This is a genomic window from Actinomycetota bacterium (assembly GCA_019347575.1).
Lineage (GTDB): Bacteria > Actinomycetota > Nitriliruptoria > Nitriliruptorales > Nitriliruptoraceae > JAHWKY01.
This window is the reverse complement of record JAHWKY010000016.1, coordinates 65,697-83,987: the sequence shown is the minus strand read 5'-3', so window position 1 is coordinate 83,987 and position 18,291 is coordinate 65,697. Positions and strand designations below refer to the sequence as shown.

Genomic DNA, 18,291 nt, shown 5'->3' with positions numbered 1-18,291 from the left:
TGTCCCCTGTCCTCGATCACGGTCGCGCCACAGTCTCGAGGAGCCGATCGGGCGTGAACTGCGGGAAGGGCGTCGGCCGGCCGCTCAGGAGCTCCACGCACGCGCTCGCCGTGGCCGGGGCCTCGAGCACGCCCTTGCGGAGGTGGCCCAGCGCGAGCAGTAGCCGGGGGACCGGTGACCAGCCGATGACGGGCAGACCGTCCGGGGCGCGCGACCTCGAGCCCGCGATGGCGGCCTCGAAGACGAGATCGTCGACGTCGGGGAGGGCCATGGCCGCCTCGGCGAGCAGACCGCGGACTCCCTCGGCACGGACGCCGGGGTCCGCGATGCCGTCGCGGACGGTCGCGCCCACGACGTAGCGACCTTCGTCGCGGGGGACGATCCAGGTCGATCGGGTGGCGGTCACGTGTCGCACGACGTGACGGCAGAGACCCTCGCGTCCCCGCAGGGTCACGACCTCGCCCTGTACGGCCGTGACCGGCGGGACCGCCCCGGGCGGCACCGAGACCGATGACGTCGCCGCTCCCGTGGCCAGCACCACGGCGTCGGCACGGATGTGCGAGCCGTCGTCGAGCACGACCCCGGTGGCGTGGCCATGCGCCGTGACCACGGCCTCGACCGAGCGCGGGATGAGGGACACGCCCGCCCGCCGGCAGGCGGTCCGCAAGGCCGTCGCCAGGCGCCGTGGATCCACGTGAGCGTCGTCGGCGAAGCGCAGAGCGAGGTCAACGTCCGTGTGGAGCCGCGGCTCGAGCCGACGCGCGGAGTCCCTGTCGAGCATCGCGGCGTCGATGCCGGCAGCTTCGGCACGTTGGTGGAGATCGTGAAGGACCTGTGCGTGCTCGGTGCGAGCGACGGCGAGTGTGCCGGTGCGTCGGAAGCCGACCGCGAACCCGGCAGCGGACTCCAACTCGGCGACGAAACCGGGGTAGGCAGCGGCGCTCGCTCGGGACAGCGCCAGCACGGGGCCGTCGTCGTGCGGCCCGGTCAACGGCGCGAGCACCCCGGCGGCCGCCGCGGTCGCACCCTCGCCCGGGAGGGGGTCGAGGACGACGACGCGCAGATCCGACTGCGCCGCCCGCCACGCGACGCAGAGCCCGATGACCCCGCCGCCAACGACCGCGAGGTCGGCGCCGTTCACGCTCCTGACCATCGCTCGGCATCACCTGGTGCCGTATCGAGCACGCGGGGGCTGGGGTCGACCAGCACCTTGTCGCCCTCCACCTTCGCGGCGAAGACCGGCTGGCACTGTCCCTGGCCCTCCTCCCAGCCGGTGTTCAGGTCGAACGCCCACTGGTGGCCAGGGCAGATGACCCGTCCCTTGAGGATGGTGCCCTTGATCAGCTGGCGCTGCTTGTGGATGCAGACGTTGTGGAAGGCTCGGACGTCGCCGTCGACGAGGAAGAGTGCGATCGGCGTGTCGTCGATCTCGACGAGTAGCTTGCGCCGCCGCTCGAGATCCTTGAGATCCGCGACCTCGACCCACTCGCGGTCCACGCTGGCCCCTGTCCGCCGCGGCGTCCTGTTCGCCACTCGCTCGGCCCGTCAGGCCGTGTCAGGCTCCGACAGCCACTTGTCCTTCAGCTTCTCCTGGTGTCGTCGCCAGCGCTCCTCGTGCTCCTTGGCGACGCTGGGCGTACGCTCCGGATCCCACGTCACGACCACATCGCCCTCGACGTAGGTCTGGCACGCCAGGCGGTAGCCCTCCTCGATGTCGGGGCCGAGCCGCTCGTGCTCCTTGGCGCGGATGCGACTGCAGTGCTCGGCGCCGGACTCGATGAGGACGCGATCGGTGCCGCAGTTGCCGCTCGCGCACTTGTACGGGATCCCCACGTCGTTGCGGATCGCGACGCGCAGGAGGTTGACGTCCTCGCCCTCGGGGAAGTCGACCTTCCGATCGGTGGTCCTGTAGTGGATCGTCGGCACGGTCAGGCGGACCCGGCACCCGCGAGCGCGGGGTCCTGGCGCACCTCGTCGTCGGTCGTCTCGGCGAGCACGTCGCCGAGGTCGGGGCGGACGTACCAGTCGTACAGCGCGCGCGTGTAGCTGTACCGCATGTCGGCGCCGACGCGGACGATGTCGATGCTGCGCTGCTGTAGTTCCGGCGTGTCAGCGTGGTCGAGCACGATCTGGTAGCCGCGCTCACCGTGGATCTCGTCCGAGGTGATGTGCAGGTCGAAGAACTCGATCTCGTCCTCGGTGAAGCCGTACACGTCGGGGTCCCGCAGCGGCTTGATCTGCTTCTTGTAGATGCTGGGTACCTGCGACTCGAGCCCGACCACCAACGCGGCCGTCGCGACCACGGGGTGCTCGCGGAACGCGACCGCGTAGCACCACGCCTGCAGTCCCCGCGTCACCGGGTTCATGTTGTCGGGATCCTCGACGCGCTCGCGGGTGGACCCGCACGCCTCGGCGAAGCGGATCAGCAGATCGGTGTGGCGGATGTCGGCGATCTCCTCCTCGTACATGTTCTGCAGGAGGAAGTCCTTGGCCTCGGTCCAGTCGTCCGGGCAGTTGGCGTAGATGTAGGCGAGGTAGTCCGCGAACGGTCCCACGTAGTGGTAGTGGTTCTCGGCCCAGCGGGCGAAGTGGTGGCGCTCGAGCTTGCCCTCGGCCCAAGCGACGCTGAACGATGCGTCCTTGGCCTCGCGGCCCTTGATGGCGTTCTCCAGCTCCTGGCGGAACTCTTCCCTCGACAGCAGTTCGGCCATGGCGTACCTCCAGCGGCAGGTGAGGAAGCGCAGTATACTGTATACGAAACGGGGGTCAACCCCTTGATCGCGGGAGGCGGCGGTGGACCGTGGCGTGCCGTCCGTCGTGCGGGGTGCGGGTGAGGAGACCCCCGAACACCCCTACGCGTTGGTGCGGTTGCTGCCCGACGGATGCGGTTACGTATCGGGAGTGTTGCCCTACGAGCCGGACGGCTCGCTGGCCACCGGACCCGATCGTGCCGTGGCGCGCGTCCTGGCGCTGCTCGAGGAACGTCTGGCTCAGGCCGGACTCGGCCTGGCTGACGTCGTGCGCACGACCGTGTACGTGACCGACCTCGGGTGGCGCGACACGGTCAACGCGGCCTGGTTCGCCGCCTTCTCGCCCCCTCGCCCCGCCCGCACGATGGTCGAGGTCCGCGCGCTGCCACGGGGTGCCCCGATCGAGATCGACGCCGTGGTGCACGCCCGGCCCCGCTAGAGGGGCCGACGCCGCGACGCGGCCCACACGGTGCTTGTCACGCGCTGTCGTATACAGTATACGTTCTCGTCCGAGCGCCCCATCCGGCGCCCGCGCGGTGACCCGACGGTGAGGCGCCGCGTACCGACATCGACCGCCACGAGGAGGCAAGCCGTGAAGCAGGTGACCACGCTGACGCTCGAGGAGGCCAACCTGATGCTCGACGCAGCCCAGGCCAAGGCCGAGGAGCTGGGCGTGCCCGAGGTGCTGTGCGTCGCCGACAACGCGGGCTACCCGATCGCGCTGCGACGGCTCGAGGGGGGCAAGGTCAGCAGCGTCGCGATCGCGATGAACAAGGCGTTCACGGCGGCGGCGCACCGCAAGCCGACGCATCGGTACACCAACGCCGTCCCGGGCGAGGAGGCGTTCGGGATCATGACCCAGCACGAGGGTCGGTTCACGATCTTCGTCGGCGGTTGGCCGGTCGAGGTCGACGGCGAGGTGGTCGGGGCCATCTCGGCGAGCGGCGGGAACGGCGAGCAGGACATCGCCTGCTGCAAGGCCGCGATCGATGCCCTCTTCGAGACCCTCGGGCGGACGGCGGACTACTCGAAGTGGGAGTGACGCGCGCACCGGGGAGGTAGCCGTGGAGGTCGTGCACAACCGCATCGGAGGGCAGACCCGGCCGGCGTCGGGCGATGCCACGTTCGAGCGTCGCAACCCGGCAGACGATCGCGAGGTTGTCTCGAGCGCGCCGGAGTCGACGCGCGACGACGTGACTGCCGCCGTCGACGCCGCCAGCAAGGCGTTCGGAGCGTGGCGCGGAACCGGGCCGGGGGAGCGGGCGGCGCTGCTCGAGCGCGCCGCTGCCATCCTCGACGAGCAGGCTGCCGACAACGCCCGTGACATGGTCCGCGAGGAAGGCAAACCGCTCGGACCGGCCAGCAACGAGGCATCGCGCACGCCCGACAACCTGCGCCTGTACGCCGGCGAGGCGTACCGACTGGCCGGCGCGACTTTCCCGGCGGACGACCCCGACGCGACCGTGTACACCGTTCGTGACCCGGTGGGTGTGGTCGGCGTCATCACCCCGTGGAACTTCCCGCTCAACCTCGCCAGCCGCAAGATCGGTCCCGCGCTGGCTGCTGGCAACACGGTCGTGTTCAAGCCCTCGCCCATGACCCCTTTGATGGGTGAGCGCCTCGGGGCGGCTTTCGACGAGGCCGGGTTCCCGCCGGGCGTGGTCAACGTCGTCCATGGCTTCGACGCGGGGCGCTTCCTCGTCGAGGACGAACGTGTAGCCGCCATCACTTTCACCGGGTCGACCGCGACCGGCGCACGCATCCACGCGGCGATCGGCCTGGGCCGCAGGGCACAGCTCGAGCTGGGCGGCAACAACCCTGTCGTCGTGCTCGCCGACGCCGATCTCGACGCGGCGGCCGAGGTGGTCGCGCGCTCGAGCTTCTCCCTCACGGGGCAGGCCTGCACGGGTGCGGGGCGGATACTCGTCGACGGCGCGGTGCATGACGAGCTGCTCGAGCGCGTCACCGCGCTGGCCGAGGCGCACGTCCTCGGGAGCGGGCTCGACGACGGCGTCACGATGGGCCCGCTGGTGGACGAGCGGGCCCTCGAGTCGATGGTGCAGGCCGTGGAGGCGTCGGTCGATGCAGGAGCACGCGTCGTGACGGGAGGACAGCGAGCCACCGGGGACGGGCTCGACCATGGCTGGTTCTTCCCCGCGACCATCCTCGTCGACGTCGACCCCTCGATGTACGTGGCGTGCAACGAGGTGTTCGGCCCCGTGGTCGGGTTCGAGCGCGTCGGGTCGCTCGACGAGGCCATCGAGCGCGGCAACGCCAGCGAGTACGGGCTGACCGCGTCGGTCTGCACAACCGACCTGCGCAGCGCGCAGCGGTTCGTGCGTGAGATCCAGGCGGGCATGGTCAAGGTCAACCGGCCGACGGTCGGAGCGTCGTTCAACGCCCCGTTCGGCGGTATCAAGCGGTCAGGAACTGCCACGCACAAGGAGCAGCTCGGGCCCACCGTGATGGACTTCTACACCCAGACCCGCACCGTCTTCCTGGGGGCTTGACGTGGACCTCGGCCTGACCGATCGCAAGGCGCTGGTGTTCGGATCCTCGTCCGGTCTGGGTCGCGCCGTCGCTGAGGGCCTCGCCGCCGAAGGGGTGCGGGTTGCGACCGTCAGTCGCGAACGGGAACGTGCGCAGCGGGTCGCCGACGAGCTGGATGGCGCGGTCGCGCTCGAGGGTGACCTGCGTGAGCGTGGTGTTCCGGAGCGACTGGTCCAGCAGGCGGCCGGGGCGCTCGGAGGACTCGACATCCTCATCGTGAACACGGGCGGGGGGCAGCCGGGAGGGTTGCTCGGGGTAGACCAGGACGCGGAGGACGCGGCCTTCCGCTCGATGCTGCAGCCCGCGCTGCACGCGGCCCGTGAGGCTGCGCCGCTGCTCGCCAGTTCGGACCAAGGCCGGATGCTGTTCCTCACCGCGCGATCGGTCGTGCAGGCCACGCCCGAGCTCGCGCTGTCCGCCGTCTTCCGGTCCGGGGTGATGGCGGCGGCCCGGTCGCTGGCCGAGGAGCTGGCCGACGACGGCGTGCTCGTCAACGTCGTCGTGCCGGGCCAGTTCGACACCCCAGCTCTCGATCGCGCCGAGACCTGGATGGCCGCGCACGAGGGCCTCCCCCCGGAGGAGGTGCGGCGCCGGCACATCGAGGCCATACCGCTGCAGCGTCTCGGTCGAGCCGAGGAGCTCGCGGACGTCGTCGTGTTCCTGTCCAGCGCCAGAGCCAGCTACGTGACCGGGGCGCTGATCCGCGTGGACGGTGGATCCGTGCGCGCCTACTGAAGATGACCGGCGTGCCCCACGCCGAGGAGGAGAGCCGGGATGGAGACGTACGTGTTCACCTTGACCTGGACCGAACAGGGCCTGCAGGACACGCGCGGATCGATCGTGCGGACCAACGAGGCGGTCGACACCATGGAGCGCCTGGGGGTGAAGATCTTCGAGACCTACTGGACGATCGGGCCCTTCGACATCCTGCTCGTGGCGGAGTGCCCCGACCAGGCGACGGCGCAGGCGGTGTCGCTGAAGCTGTCTCGACGTGGCAACGTGCGGGCGGCTGCGATGCGAGCGCTCGACCGCGGCGAGATGCAGCAGATACTCGACAAGGTGGAATCGCTCGACTGACCGCGCCCCGCAGCGCTGACGAGAGGCATGCACGTGCTGGACATCGACGCCTGGGCGCGGCAGCTCGCCGGCCACCTCCAGGAACACATGGACACCGAACGTGAGGTGCTGCGCAGCTACGGCCACCTCGCGGAGGAGTCCACGAACGATCACGTCCGCTACCTGATCAACCTGATCCTCGACGACGAGGTCCGCCACCATCGTCTGTTCAGCGAGATGATCGCGTGGTTGCGCGCGGAGTCGGAGTCGCGCAACCCGATCGGCCCGACGGTTCCCAGCGCCCGGGCGATCCTCGACGACCCGGGGTTGGTCGCCAAGACCGACGAGCTGCTCCAGATCGAGCGCGAGGACGCTCGCGAACTCGCGGAGCTGAAGGAGCAGGTCGCGGACGTGGACGACACGCGCTGGTGGACGGTGCTGATCGAGACGATGGAGCTCGACACCAACAAGCACATCCGGTTGCTCGAGTACATCCGGGGTCTCGCGGCGGACTGACCTAGGCTGGGACGACGGTCCCGCCGGTTCGAGGGTCGACCGCGGCGGTCAGTGCCGCGCCGGGTTCGGGGCGCGCGAGCACCTGTTGCGCCGAACGCAGCCCCCACCGAGCCACCTCCTCGAGGTGGTCGGCCACGGCCCGCAACCTGTCCACGTCGGCGGCCGCGAAGCCCGCCTCCACGCGGATGCCGTGACCCTGGGCGGGGCCGTCTTCGCCATCGGAGTCCGGCTGCAGCCACTCCCACCTCGGGGCGACCACGAGCATCCCCAGCGGTCGTTCGTCATCGACGAGCTGCTGGATGAGCTGGGCGTTCCAGGGCATCTGGTTGGCTCCCCCCGGTGTTGCGCCCAGGAGCGTGGCACGGCCGTCGCCGCCCCAGGCCCACGCGTGCAGCGTCGTCGCGGGGCGCCTGCCCGGGGCCGGGAAGTTCGGGTGACCCGGCTCACCCGTGAACCCGCGCCCTGCCCGGTTCGCCAGGATCAGGTCGTAGTCGGCAACGACGAGGCCGCTGCCGAAGCGTGGGTACGAGTTGGAGTGGATCACCACCACGGCGTTGCCGTCCGCGTCGGCGGCGCTCACCATCGAGGTCCCCTCGCGCGGATCGGCGAGCGTTCCCCGCCGCTCGGCGATGGCCGTCTGCACCCGCTGCCAGACCACGCCCGGATCGTCGCCGGGCTGGGCTGCCGCGACGGCGGCCAGCAGCGACGGGCCGTGGGTCGGTGCTGGTGTCGCCCACACCTCGTGGCCTGCCACCTCGCCTCGCGCCGGCTCGCACCAATCGGCCGCTCCGAACCGGCTCAGGTCTTCCATCGTCACCACACCGCCCAGCTGGCGCACCTTGGCGACGGCCGCGTCACCGACCGGCCCTTCGAACAGACCCGCGCCGCGGGCGGCGAACTCGTCGAGCACGGCGGCGAGTCCGGGCAGTCGCACGACCGACCCCGGCGCTATCGCAGCCCCTCTTGGGAAATAGCGCGTCCCCTCGGGGTTCCAGCGGGCCACGAGGTCGTGCGACTCCTCGGCGAGGACGGTGCAGATCGGGGCCCAGACGAACCCGTCCCGTGCCAGACGAGCCGCGGGTGCAGCGAGCTCGACCAGGCTACGGGTACCGAGCTCCGCGAGGGCGGCGTAGCCGGCGGGTGCACCCGGGACACCGACCGCGGATGGGCCCGTCGCGCCCCACCCCTGTCGCGCGACCGCATCCACGAGTCCGGCCGGGGCGCCGCCGATCGCCAGTAGCGCCGTCGGCGCGTCCTGTCCCGGTTCGAGCCGCAGCGCGATCAGGTCCCCGGCGAGCCCACACTTGGGTGGAAGCAGCACGGTCTCGGCCAGCCCCGCCGTCACCACGGCGTCGAACGCGTTGCCGCCGGCCCTGAGCACCTCCGCCCCGAGGGCGGCGGCATGTGGCGCGGCCGCTGCGACGACGCCGCGTACCCCCCGGCCGGTGGCCTGCTCCGCCGCCACCGGCAACGTCCCCTGGAAGCTTCCTCCCACGCCGTCTCCTCAGTTCGCCACTGACCCTACGGCGGCATGGCCGTCGGCACGCTGATGGTGCGCAGCACGCCCACGGTCGGTGTCGCCGTCACGGCAGCTCGCGACCCAGGCCGTCGGCCTCCGCGGCGCGGAGCACTGTCGCCGCGACGGCGACGTCCTCGAGTCCCACGCCGACCGACTCGAAGACGGTGATCGCGGTGGCTGTGGTCCGCCCCGTCACCCGCCCCGAAACCACCTCCGCCAGCTCGACCGCGCGGTCCCACGAGAAGGCGCCTGCCGCGACCGCGCCGATCAGATCACCGGCCTCCTGCTGGGCCTGCGGGAGCCACTCCACGACGACCGTGCCGGCCCGCGCGAGCAGCGTGTCGTCGAGTTCGCGGACACCGGGGCGGGTTGCCCCAACGGCGGTGACGTGCGCCCCGTCGTCGACGTCACGGCCGTCGAAGAGGGGTGTCGTCGCTCGCGTCGTGGTGACGATCAGTCCAGCATCGCGCAAGGCGTCGGCGGCGTCGGTCACCTGGCGGACCGGCAGGCCGGTGCGTTCGCTGGCGTCTGCGACGAACCTCTCGACCGGTCGGTGGTTGACAATGCGGACGTCCTCGAGGTGGCGCGATGCGTGGAACGCGTCGAGGTGGGCGTCCGCCTGGATGCCGGCACCGAAGATCGTCAGGACGGCCGCTTCCGGGCGTGCGAGGTGGCGTGCTGCGACGACCGAGGTCGCCGCGGTGCGGATCGCGGTCAGGCCGTCGGCGTCGAGCAGCGCGATCGGCGTGCCGTCGTCGCTGTCGAACAGCACGACGACGAAGCGGAACCGTCCGCGTGGCGTCGTCGTGTACACCTTGGCGCCGACGACGCCCCCGCTGTCCCACACCGCGCCCATCGTCGATAGCTTCGTCCCGCTCGCGCTGGTCCGCACACGGGCCTGGAGCGCTGCGGTCCCGTCCGCGAGCCCGCGGAACGCGTCCTCGATCGCCTCGACCGCGGCGTCGAGGGGGACCAGTCGACGCACGAGGGCGTCGTCGAGGTACCTCAAGGGGGGACGACCTCGGTGGTCTCGAGCGTCGGGCGCCGGAGCGCGAACAGCCCGACGGGGAGCAGCACCGAGACGGCCAACGTCGGCGCCAGTCCGACAGCATCGGCGAACACGCCGATGAGGTAGGCGCCGGCCGCCCCGATGCCGATCTGGACCGAGCGGTAGGTGCCGAGCAGCGGCCCTCGCTCACCGAAGCCCTCGACCGCGAGGAGGTTGGCGATCGGGAACAGCGCGCTCACGGTGGCCGCGAAGACGACCGCCGCCCAGCCCGATGTGGTGGCGTCGCCGATCGTGGTCCACCACGCTCCGGTCAGCACGAGCACGATCGATAGTCCCCACACCGCGCGGTGGCTGCCCCAGCGGTCGGCCGCCGCCCCGGCGGCGAGCTTCGCCGGGACCGACACGATCCGGGCGGCGGCCAGGAGCAACGCGGCGGCGGCGGGGGAGAGGCGCCACGAGGCGACCGCGAAGACGGGCAGGAACGCGACCGTGCCGTACTGGAGCACCGCCCCGACCCCCCCGACGATGACCGCGACGCCGAGCGCCTCGCGGAGCCGTCGTCGACGCCCTTCGGGTGGCCCATGGAGACGCGCGGGCAGGGGGGTGACCGCGATCACGAGGGCCGCGACCGCGCACGTCGCCGTCGCGACCCAGAAGGCGACCCGCCAGTTACCCGCGTCTCCGGCAGCGGCGAGAAGCGCCGCGATCGTGAGCCCGCCCGAGAACGCGACGCCGAAGATGCCCATCGCCAGACCGCGGCGCTGCGCGCCGGCCAGGCGCCCGACCGCGTTCAGTCCCGGCGCGAAGAAGATCCCCGCCCCGAGCCCGATGAGCGCCTGTGCGGCGAGGAAGGTGGTTCGGGCGTTGGCGGTCCCAGCCAGGGCACAGCCCGCGGCTGCGAGTGCCAGGCTGGCGAGGATCCCGGTGCGTGGTCCGAGCCGCGCCAGCACGTAGCCGCCGGCGAAGTTGCCCACAGCGATAGCCCCCGTGAGCAGTCCGAAGGCGAACCCGGCGATAGCCAGGTCGAGATCGAGCTCGTCGGCCACGACCGGGAACAGCGGTGCGAGGATCGACTCGCACACCGTGACCGCGAGGTAGGCGAGGGTGACGAGCGAGAACCCGATCCAGTGGGGGTTGGGGCTGTCGCTGACCTCGGAACGTCGAGGGACGGCGCTCGTCATGCCGCCCCGTCGGCGCGATCGACGCCGGTGAAGGCCCTCTGAGCGTGGAAGATGTGCGCCGACGCGAGGTCGGCGGCGTAGTCCTCGTCCCCCTGGGCGATCGCCTCGAGCAGCTCGCCGTGCTCCTTCCACGACTCCGCCGCCCGCGCCTTGACGTCTGCGGCGTAGACCCACTGGATCTTGTCGCGCAGGGAGCGGATGAAATCGGCGAGGTAGACGTTGCCCGCTGCGGCGACGATGCCGGCGTGGAACTCGGTGTTGAGCGGCGGCAGATCGTCGAGCTGTCCCTGAGCCGCCGCGGCGGTGCCGCGCCGGTGGACGTCACGCAGCGCCTCGATCCCGTCAGCGGTGATGCGCCGCGCGGCGAGTCGAGCGGCCAGCGCCTCGAGCGGCCCACGGACCTCGAGGAGATCGTGACCCTCCTCAGCCGTCAGCTGTGCCACCGACGCGCCGCGTCGGGGCACGATCTCGACGTACCCCTCGGACTGCAGCATGCGCAACGCCTCGCGCACGGGGTTGCGTGACACCCCCAGCTCGTCCGCGAGACGATCCTCGACGAGTCGGTCGCCCGGTGCGAGGCGACCGGCGAGGATGGCCCCCCGGATCTCGTCGGCGACGGTCTCGCGCAGGGGCTGGTGTCGGCGACCGACCGGCCGGATGCCCTCGACGCCCACGGGTTGCTCCTCGCGGAGGCACGGTCGGATCCGCTCGCACGCGGGGGCGCCGGCCGTGCCCTCCGGCGCCCCTAGGTCGTCTACAGTATACGATGTACAGCCGGAGACGCCGGGAGGGCCGCACCTTGAGGCAGGGCGGTGTGGCGCTGCCCGGCGCCCCTTGTCTGCGGTGACCGCCGCACCCGGTTCGGTCGCCCTCCGCCGTGGCTCGGCGTGGCTCGGCCTGGCCATCGTGCTCCTCGGCACCGTGCTCGGCACGTTCAACAACGGCGTGGCCAACGTCGCCCTCCCCGACGTGCTGGACGAGTTCGGGGTGCCGGTCAGTGTCGGGGCCTGGTTCGTGACCTCGTACGTGCTCGCCCTGGCGGTAGCCCTGCCGGTCGCTGGACGCCTCGTCGACACCTACGGCAGCCGCAAGGTGTCCCTGGTGGGCCTGACCGCGTTCCTCGTCGTCTCGGTGCTGCTCGCCGCCGCTCCCGGATACGGCTGGGTCATCGCGGCACGCGTCGGCCAGGGCGTGTGCAACGCACCGGTCCTGCCGACCATCATGGTGACGGTCGTGGCGGCGTTCGAACCCGGTGCCCGCGGCAAGGCCATGGGCACGTGGGTGGCGGTCAACGGTGCGTCGTTCGCGGTGAGCCCGCTCATCGCGGGGTGGTTGACCGAGACGGCCTCCTGGCGCGCGGTGTTCTGGTTGAACGTCGTGCTCACGGTGCTGGCGCTGATCGCGAGCGTCGCGCTGTTCCCCGACGTGCCGCCCAGTCGCAGCCGCGGACGCTTCGATGCCGTCGGTGCGGCGCTCGTCAGCGTCGGTCTCGTCGGGGTGATGGTGTCGCTGTCACGAGCCGAGGCCTGGGGCTGGACGTCGCTGTCCACCTCGACACTGCTGGCAGGTGGCGTGGCCGCGCTGGTCGCGGCGGTCCGGCGGTTCCGTCGCACCGACGATCCGTTCCTGGACGTGACCATCCTGCGGCGACGTGCGTACGCGACCCCAGCCGCGATCGCGGCGCTGCAAGCGCTCGTCCTGTTCGGCATCCTCCTCATCACGCCACTCATGTTCGTCCACCTGTTCGGATACTCGTTGGGGATCGCGGGGGCGCTCGTGTTCGTGTTGCCAGGTAGCTGGACGTTGACCTCGCCGCTCGTGGGTCACGCCGCCGATCGGTTCGGTCGTCGCGCTGTCCTCGTCATGGGCACGTTCCTGCTCGCGGGAGGCAGCGGCCTGCTGGCGTTCGGGGCGGCGACCCGGCTGCTCGTCCTCGTCATCGTGGCGATGCTGGCCGTCGGCGTGGGGGTCGCCGCCGTCCAGGCGACCGCCGCCGTCGCCGTCAGCGAGGCGGTCGGTCGGGTCGGGCGGGGCGCCTCGACCGGGGCGTTCCACACGCTGCGCTTCCTGGCCGGTGTGGCCGGTGCCACCCTGTTCGCGGTGCTCGTGGAGGTGGTGTCGGGCACCGGTGACCTCGAGGCCGCCAGCGACAGCGCGCTCGGTCGCGCGTTCGTCGCCGTCCTGGCGGCTGCGGTCGTGACCTCGCTGGTCGCGGTCGCACTGACCAGGTACGCCGACCTTGGCGAAGAACCGCGACGCTACGGAACCGGAGGAACGGCGCGATGACCACCCGAACATGCGCCGAACGCGCCCGACTCGTCGAGGCCGCTGACCGCGCCCTGGCCGTCGCCACCGTCGTGCACACACGTGGATCGGTCTACCGGCGCGAGGGGGCTCGCCTCGTCGTCCTGCCGGAGGGGGCAACGGTCGGCAACATCAGCGGCGGCTGCCTGGAAGCCGACGTCGTCGCGGCCGCCGGGCGCGTCGCCGCAGGAGGGTCCGCCGAGCTGCTGAGCTTCGACCTCACGACCGACGACGAGGCCGTGTGGGGCTGGGGACTGGGCTGCAACGGGGCCATCGAGGTGCTCGTCGAACCGGCGGATCGCGCCCGCCCTGCCCTCGCCGCGATCGGCGCCGCCGAAGGTGACGGTCGGGCCGTGGCCCTGGTGCGCGTGCTCGACGAACCCGAGCCGACGACGCGGACGTGGCACGTCGTCGACCCCGACGCGCCCCCGGCGGCGCTCGACGACGCCGTGGTGGAGGCGTGTCGGCAGGCGCTCGAAGCCGAGGTGGCGGGCACGACCTGGGTAACGACCTCCTCGGGTCAGCACCGCATCTTCGTCGACGTGGTGTTGCCCCCGCCCCGCCTGGTCGTGTGCGGGGCGGGGCACGACGCCGCACCGGTCGTCGCCGCAGCGAGCACCCTCGGGTGGCGCACCATCGTCGTCGACGACCGGCCCCACCTGCTCACCGCGGCCCGCTTCCCGTACGCCGACGGGCTCGTCGCGGTGGACCGTCCCGGTGTCGCGGCCGGGGAGGTCCACCCCGACCCGCGCACGCACGTGATCGTCATGAGCCACCACTACCTGCGTGACGTGGAGTACCTGCGCAGCTTCCTCCGCACCGACGTGTCCTACCTCGGTGTGCTCGGCCCGCGGCGTCGCCGTGACCGCATGGTGGCGGACCTCGCGCGTGAGGGCATCGCCCTGTCGCTCGCGGACGAGCTGAAGCTGCATGGGCCCGTGGGACTCGATCTCGGCGCCGAGGGCCCGGTCGAGATCGCGTGGTCGATCGTCACCGAGCTCCTGGCGTGGCAGCGGGGTCGATGCGGCGGCTCACTGCGCGACCGCGCGGGCCCCATCCACGGCATCGCCGCCCGCCCCGCAGCCCTCCGAGCTCGAGGCGAGCGCTGATCCCGGGAGCCTGGGAGTGGGTGCTCCCGTCACCGCAGGAGGAGGCGGTGGTAGTCCTCCCAGGTGTCCACGTCGGATGGGGCGGGGCCGGCGACGTCCACGTGCAGTACGTCGGGGCGATGGAGAAGTGCGCGAGCTCCGCGGTCGCCGCGCACCCGGCAGGCAGCCGCCCACACGCCCCGCGCGAGCAGGACCGGATGGCCGGGTTCGCCGTCGTAGGTGGCGCGCACGATCTGGCGCCGGGTCCGTCGGTGCGCGGTGACGAGCGCATCCACCACACCGGCCGAGACCGTGGGCTGATCGCCCAGCAGCATCACGGCCGCGCCGACGTCGGGCCCCAGGGCGGACAGCCCACGACGTAGCGAGGTCGACAGGCCCTGCTCGTAGCGGCGGTTGAGCACCACAGCGGTGGCGGCAGGGAGGGTGATGGCCGCCGTGACGTCCTCGTAGGCGGCCCCGAGCACGACGACGGTCGTGTCCACGACGCTGGTGGCTGCCGTGTCGATGACGTGCTGGAGCAGAGGTCGGGTTCCCAGGGGTAGCAGCTGCTTCGGTCGGCCGAGCCGCGAGGACCTGCCTGCGGCGAGCACGATGGCAGCGATCACTGGTTGCCGCGCCGGCGCAGCAGCACGATCACCGCGATGAGCGCCGCGAGGCCCGCGACCAACGGGGCGGCGCGTCGTACGACCGACGAGCCGCCGAGCGCCAGCAGGTCAACCGGCTCAGCCGGGGCGCGGGCGGGGATCGGCGCCGGTGACCGCGAGATCGGCGTGGAGTCGGCCGTCGCATCCGCGGGCTCCTCCGTCGTGGCGGTGTCGGACGGAGCGGCCTGCGGTGCCCCCGCGACCTCCTGCTGCAGCTCGTCGACGAACTGCTCGACAAGCTTGGACGAGACGTCCTGCAGCACGCCCCGCCCGAACTGGGCCACACGCCCGCTGATCTGCAGCTCCGTGACGACCGCAACCGTCGTGCCATCGCCCTCGGGCGTCAGCTCCGCGGTGATGGTCGCGTTCGCCCGCCCTTGTCCGCGGGTCTCGTGACCCCTCGCCTCGACCACCAACCGGTGCGCCGCGGCGTCCGCCTGCTGGATCGTCGCGGTCCCGCGGTACTGGGTGTTGATCGACCCCACCTTGACCTTGACGATGCCGTGGTGGTCATCGCCGTCGACCTCGGTCAGCTCCGCCCCCGGCATGCACGGGGCGATGCGCGGGAGGTCGGACAGCACGGCCCACGCCTCGTCGATCGGCAGCGCGACGTGGAACGAGTTCTCGATCAGCATGGATCCTCCATCACGCCCAGCGCTCGTCGAGCGCCTTCGCGTCGTCGGCCTTGAACTTGTGGCGACAGAACGGGCACTCGAGCTGCACGTCCTCGAAACGGATGCCGTAGTCCACCGTGAACGCCTGCTCGCACTGCGGACAGGTGGCCCAGAAGATGCGCTGCACGGTTCAGCCCTCCAGGTAGACAGCGGGATCGATCCGGTCCAGAGCCTCCTGCGGGATGCGGTTCTGGTCCGGCATCGCGCGGTCGAGCGGCCGCGTGGCGTCGATGAGCACCTTGCGGTAGCCCATCGCGGTGGTGAACACGGTCGGGATGTTCTGGATCAGGTCCACATCACGGGACGGGTCGGTGTAGACCATGACCGCCCACAGGACCTCCTCCTCGTCGAACACGTCGATGCTCGAGTCGACGACGACCGCGTACTGGAACGTCCACGACTCCTGGATCGCGGCGAGCGCGACCGCCTTGCCCTGTCCCTCGCGCTTCTTGTCGATCGAGATGTAGCAGGCGAGCCGTCCGCTGCCGGAGTAGGGCATGTGGACCGCGTGGATGATGTCGCCGAAGCGCTTGCGCAGGGTGTTGTACAGCGTCCCCTCCTTCGGGATCTGCCCCGCGGTCATGTGGTCGCGGTGACCCGCGAACACGTCCTGCAGCATGGCGTCACGGCGGCGCGTGATCGCCGTCACGTTCATGATCGGGCGCAGCGTCTGCGCCTGGTACTGGCGGGTGATGTCGCCGAACGGGTCGGCGATCATGCGCTCGCCAGGCGGCACGACGCCCTCGATCAGGATCTCGGCATCTGCCGGCACCAGGAAGTCCTCCCCCCACGTCTCCGACGGGGCCAGCCGTACGGGCTCGGCCAGGAACCCCCCGATCGTGGTCCAGTCGTCGGAGTCGTAGGGCGTGAGGCCCATCGTGCCGAGATAGAAGGCGGGGTGGTGGCCGAGGATGGCGACGATCGGCATCTCGATGCCGCGCGATTCGTAGTACTCGAGAGCACGCTCGCTGTCGGTGGAGTGGATCGTGATACGCAAGCGGCGGTGATCCTCGAAGTCGTAGAACGCCTTGATGAAAGCGGCGTTGTAGGCGCCCGACTCAGGATCCTTGATCGCCAGCGTCATCGTCAGGCACGGCCCGTAGTCGCCCTCGGAGTGCATCACGATCGGCAGGTCGCGGGTGTCGACCTCGTCGGCGACCTGCACGACCTGCTTGACCGGGGCCTCATCGCGAGCGATCACCACGGCGTCGATCCGCTCCCGCTCTCGCCGGGAGAACTCCAGCGCCAGCGGCAGCTTCGCCTGATGGCGCGGGAACTCCAGCGCCGCCGCACAGCGCTCGCGCGTGGCGAACACGTTCATCACCACGGGGATGCCCGAGGGCTCGCCCTTGAGGTTGAGGGCGTCCTCGAACACGACCATCGGGTGTTGACCGCGCTTGGCGAGGTGCTCGAGCAGCGCGGTGCAGTCGAAGTTGGCGGGGTCGACCTGTCGTTTCACGCGGACGAGATCACCGCCGCCCTCGGCGTCGAGCTGGCGGATGAAGTCGGACAGACCCTTGGCCACGGTGGTCCCTTCAGACGGCCCGGAAGCTGACGAACTTGAGCTGGCTCAACGCCTCCATCGCGTAACGCACCCCTTCGCGGCCGAGACCGCTGCGCTTGTAACCACCGAACGGGTAGGTGTCGAGGCGGAAGCGGGACGGTTCGTTGATGTGCACCGTCCCGGCCTGCAGGCGCTCGGCCGCGTGCAAGGCGTTGGCGAGGCTGCGGGTGAAACAGGACGCTTGGAGGCCGAGATCGGAGTCGTTCGCTTGCGCGATCGCGTCGCCAAGGTCGTTGGCCGGCATGAGGACCGCGACCGGTCCGAACACCTCCTCGCAGACGAGCAGCGCGTCCGCCGGCACGTCGCGCACGATCGAGGGCCCGAACAGCAGATCGTCCGCGCGACCGTCGAGCACGACCTTCGCGCCCCGCTCCTCAGCGTCGGCCAGGAACCGCAGGACGTGCTCGCGCCGACGGTCGCTGACGAGCGGACCGATGTCGGTCGAGGGATCGGCGGGGTCGCCGAGGCGTAGTCCGCGGGCGGCCTCGACGAACCGGTCGGTGAAGTCGTCGAACACGGGTCGCTCGACGATGATCCGTTGCGCCGAGATGCACTGCTGACCGGACGCACCGAACGCCGCACCCGCGATCCGCTTCGCGGCGTCGTCGAGGTCGGCGTCGGCGCACACGATGTTGGGCGAGTTGGAGCCCAGCTCGAGCATCACCGGCTTGAGGCCCGCGGCAGCCACGATCGACTCACCCGCCGCCACGCCCCCCGTGAGGCTGACCGCGGCGATGCCGCGGTGCCCGGCGAGGGTCTGAGCGAGCGCTGCGTCGCCGTTGAGCACCGCGAGCAGGCCCGGAGGCACCGCCGTGTCGAGCAGCTCCGCGAGCTGCAGTGCGGTGATGGCTCCCTCGGGCGCGGGCTTGACGACGACGGCGTTGCCGACCGCCAGTGCCGGAGCGACCTTCTGCAGCAGCAGGTTGACCGGGGCGTTGAACGGCGTGATGGCGCCGATGACGCCGAACGGCTCCCGGCGGGTGAAGCCCCAGTGCCCCTCACCCCCGGGCACGGCGTCGAGCGGGAGCGTCTCGCCGCCAAATCGGGCGAGCTCCTCGGCGCACAGCCGCAGCAGAGCCACGCCCCGGCCCACCTCCCCGCGACACATCCGGACGGGCTTGCCGAGCACGTCGACCATGGTGCCGGCGAGGGCATCGGCATCAGCCGAGACCACGTCGGCCGCCGCCTGCAGCCACCCGGCACGGACGTGCGCGGGCGTGTCCCGGTGCTCCTGGTAGGCGGCGGTGGCCACGGTGACGGCGCGCTCGAGATCGTCGGGCCCGGCCTGCTCGACGTCGGCGAGGTGGCGGGCGTCGTAGGGTGCGTCGACGCTGGCGACGTGCCGGGAACCGTCGGTGACGTCGGCCCCGTCGATCCAGGGACCCCAGCGGTCGGTGTCCGCGAGCGTGCGCATC

Annotated in this window: 21 protein-coding genes; 8 read left to right on the top strand and 13 right to left on the bottom strand. The window is 71.5% G+C overall.

Going from position 1 to position 18,291, the window contains the following annotated elements:
• Positions 1 to 16 precede the first annotated feature (16 nt).
• The 4 genes from thiO to KY469_12520 are packed head-to-tail and all read right to left on the bottom strand — an operon-like array spanning position 17 to position 2,711.
• Positions 17 to 1,153, bottom strand: coding sequence for a glycine oxidase ThiO (gene thiO / locus KY469_12535; protein ID MBW3663920.1), 1,137 nt, complete (start codon positions 1,151 to 1,153; stop codon positions 17 to 19).
• Positions 1,138 to 1,497: a Rieske 2Fe-2S domain-containing protein gene (locus tag KY469_12530; GenBank protein MBW3663919.1), complete on the bottom strand. Its 360-nt coding sequence runs from the start codon at positions 1,495 to 1,497 to the stop codon at positions 1,138 to 1,140. The genes thiO and KY469_12530 overlap by 16 nt, the downstream gene beginning before the upstream one ends.
• 48 nt (positions 1,498 to 1,545) lie before the next feature.
• Positions 1,546 to 1,932, bottom strand: a complete 387-nt coding sequence (locus KY469_12525) for a 2Fe-2S iron-sulfur cluster binding domain-containing protein (GenBank protein ID MBW3663918.1) — start codon at positions 1,930 to 1,932, stop codon at positions 1,546 to 1,548.
• A complete protein-coding gene (locus tag KY469_12520; protein ID MBW3663917.1) occupies positions 1,929 to 2,711 on the bottom strand; it encodes an iron-containing redox enzyme family protein in 783 nt (260 codons plus the stop codon). The genes KY469_12525 and KY469_12520 overlap by 4 nt, the downstream gene beginning before the upstream one ends.
• An 82-nt stretch (positions 2,712 to 2,793) precedes the next feature.
• Between KY469_12520 and KY469_12515 the strand changes: the two genes are divergently transcribed.
• From KY469_12515 to KY469_12490, 6 genes are all read left to right on the top strand, one after another.
• On the top strand, positions 2,794 to 3,189 hold the full coding sequence (locus KY469_12515; GenBank protein MBW3663916.1) for a RidA family protein: 396 nt from the start codon (positions 2,794 to 2,796) through the stop codon (positions 3,187 to 3,189).
• Between the two features lie 153 nt (positions 3,190 to 3,342).
• A complete protein-coding gene (locus tag KY469_12510; protein ID MBW3663915.1) occupies positions 3,343 to 3,792 on the top strand; it encodes a heme-binding protein in 450 nt (149 codons plus the stop codon).
• A complete protein-coding gene (locus KY469_12505) occupies positions 3,740 to 5,260 on the top strand; it encodes an aldehyde dehydrogenase family protein (protein MBW3663914.1) in 1,521 nt (506 codons plus the stop codon). The genes KY469_12510 and KY469_12505 overlap by 53 nt, the downstream gene beginning before the upstream one ends.
• 1 nt (position 5,261) lies before the next feature.
• The gene (locus KY469_12500) at positions 5,262 to 6,035 is read left to right on the top strand and encodes an SDR family oxidoreductase (GenBank protein MBW3663913.1); all 774 of its coding nucleotides are present in this window, start codon (positions 5,262 to 5,264) and stop codon (positions 6,033 to 6,035) included.
• Between the two features lie 39 nt (positions 6,036 to 6,074).
• A complete protein-coding gene (locus KY469_12495; GenBank protein MBW3663912.1) occupies positions 6,075 to 6,377 on the top strand; it encodes a GYD domain-containing protein in 303 nt (100 codons plus the stop codon).
• Between the two features lie 27 nt (positions 6,378 to 6,404).
• On the top strand, positions 6,405 to 6,872 hold the full coding sequence (locus KY469_12490; protein ID MBW3663911.1) for a hypothetical protein: 468 nt from the start codon (positions 6,405 to 6,407) through the stop codon (positions 6,870 to 6,872).
• A gap of 1 nt (position 6,873) precedes the next feature.
• Here the strand turns inward: KY469_12490 and KY469_12485 are convergent, their stop codons facing one another.
• From KY469_12485 to KY469_12470, 4 genes are all read right to left on the bottom strand, one after another.
• Positions 6,874 to 8,367 carry a gamma-glutamyltransferase family protein gene (locus tag KY469_12485; GenBank protein MBW3663910.1) on the bottom strand — a complete coding sequence of 498 codons (1,494 nt, stop codon included), beginning with the start codon at positions 8,365 to 8,367 and terminating at the stop codon, positions 6,874 to 6,876.
• A gap of 88 nt (positions 8,368 to 8,455) precedes the next feature.
• Entirely contained in the window at positions 8,456 to 9,400 is a 945-nt protein-coding gene (locus KY469_12480) for an ornithine cyclodeaminase family protein (GenBank protein MBW3663909.1), read from the bottom strand.
• Positions 9,397 to 10,581 (bottom strand): MFS transporter, encoded by a 1,185-nt coding sequence (locus KY469_12475; GenBank protein ID MBW3663908.1) that lies wholly within the window; start codon positions 10,579 to 10,581, stop codon positions 9,397 to 9,399. Before KY469_12475 ends, KY469_12480 begins: the two co-directional genes overlap by 4 nt.
• A complete protein-coding gene (locus KY469_12470) occupies positions 10,578 to 11,486 on the bottom strand; it encodes a GntR family transcriptional regulator (GenBank protein ID MBW3663907.1) in 909 nt (302 codons plus the stop codon). The genes KY469_12475 and KY469_12470 overlap by 4 nt, the downstream gene beginning before the upstream one ends.
• Between KY469_12470 and KY469_12465 the strand changes: the two genes are divergently transcribed.
• Both KY469_12465 and KY469_12460 read left to right on the top strand, forming a co-directional pair.
• The gene (locus KY469_12465) at positions 11,425 to 12,867 is read left to right on the top strand and encodes an MFS transporter (GenBank protein MBW3663906.1); all 1,443 of its coding nucleotides are present in this window, start codon (positions 11,425 to 11,427) and stop codon (positions 12,865 to 12,867) included. The two genes, KY469_12470 and KY469_12465, sit on opposite strands and share 62 nt — an antisense overlap.
• Positions 12,864 to 13,994, top strand: a complete 1,131-nt coding sequence (locus KY469_12460) for an XdhC family protein (protein MBW3663905.1) — start codon at positions 12,864 to 12,866, stop codon at positions 13,992 to 13,994. The genes KY469_12465 and KY469_12460 overlap by 4 nt, the downstream gene beginning before the upstream one ends.
• A gap of 29 nt (positions 13,995 to 14,023) precedes the next feature.
• On the opposite strand, the gene KY469_12455 is transcribed toward KY469_12460, so the two are convergent.
• From KY469_12455 to KY469_12435, 5 genes are read right to left on the bottom strand one after another with little or no spacing between them, the layout of a single operon-like run.
• Positions 14,024 to 14,599, bottom strand: a complete 576-nt coding sequence (locus KY469_12455; GenBank protein ID MBW3663904.1) for a nucleotidyltransferase family protein — start codon at positions 14,597 to 14,599, stop codon at positions 14,024 to 14,026.
• Positions 14,596 to 15,273, bottom strand: a complete 678-nt coding sequence (locus tag KY469_12450; protein MBW3663903.1) for an SRPBCC family protein — start codon at positions 15,271 to 15,273, stop codon at positions 14,596 to 14,598. Before KY469_12450 ends, KY469_12455 begins: the two co-directional genes overlap by 4 nt.
• A 10-nt stretch (positions 15,274 to 15,283) precedes the next feature.
• Entirely contained in the window at positions 15,284 to 15,439 is a 156-nt protein-coding gene (locus KY469_12445; GenBank protein MBW3663902.1) for a hypothetical protein, read from the bottom strand.
• Positions 15,440 to 15,442: 3 nt separating this feature from the next.
• Positions 15,443 to 16,837: a UbiD family decarboxylase gene (locus KY469_12440; protein ID MBW3663901.1), complete on the bottom strand. Its 1,395-nt coding sequence runs from the start codon at positions 16,835 to 16,837 to the stop codon at positions 15,443 to 15,445.
• A gap of 10 nt (positions 16,838 to 16,847) precedes the next feature.
• Positions 16,848 to 18,290 (bottom strand): aldehyde dehydrogenase family protein, encoded by a 1,443-nt coding sequence (locus KY469_12435; GenBank protein MBW3663900.1) that lies wholly within the window; start codon positions 18,288 to 18,290, stop codon positions 16,848 to 16,850.
• Position 18,291 lies beyond the last annotated feature (1 nt).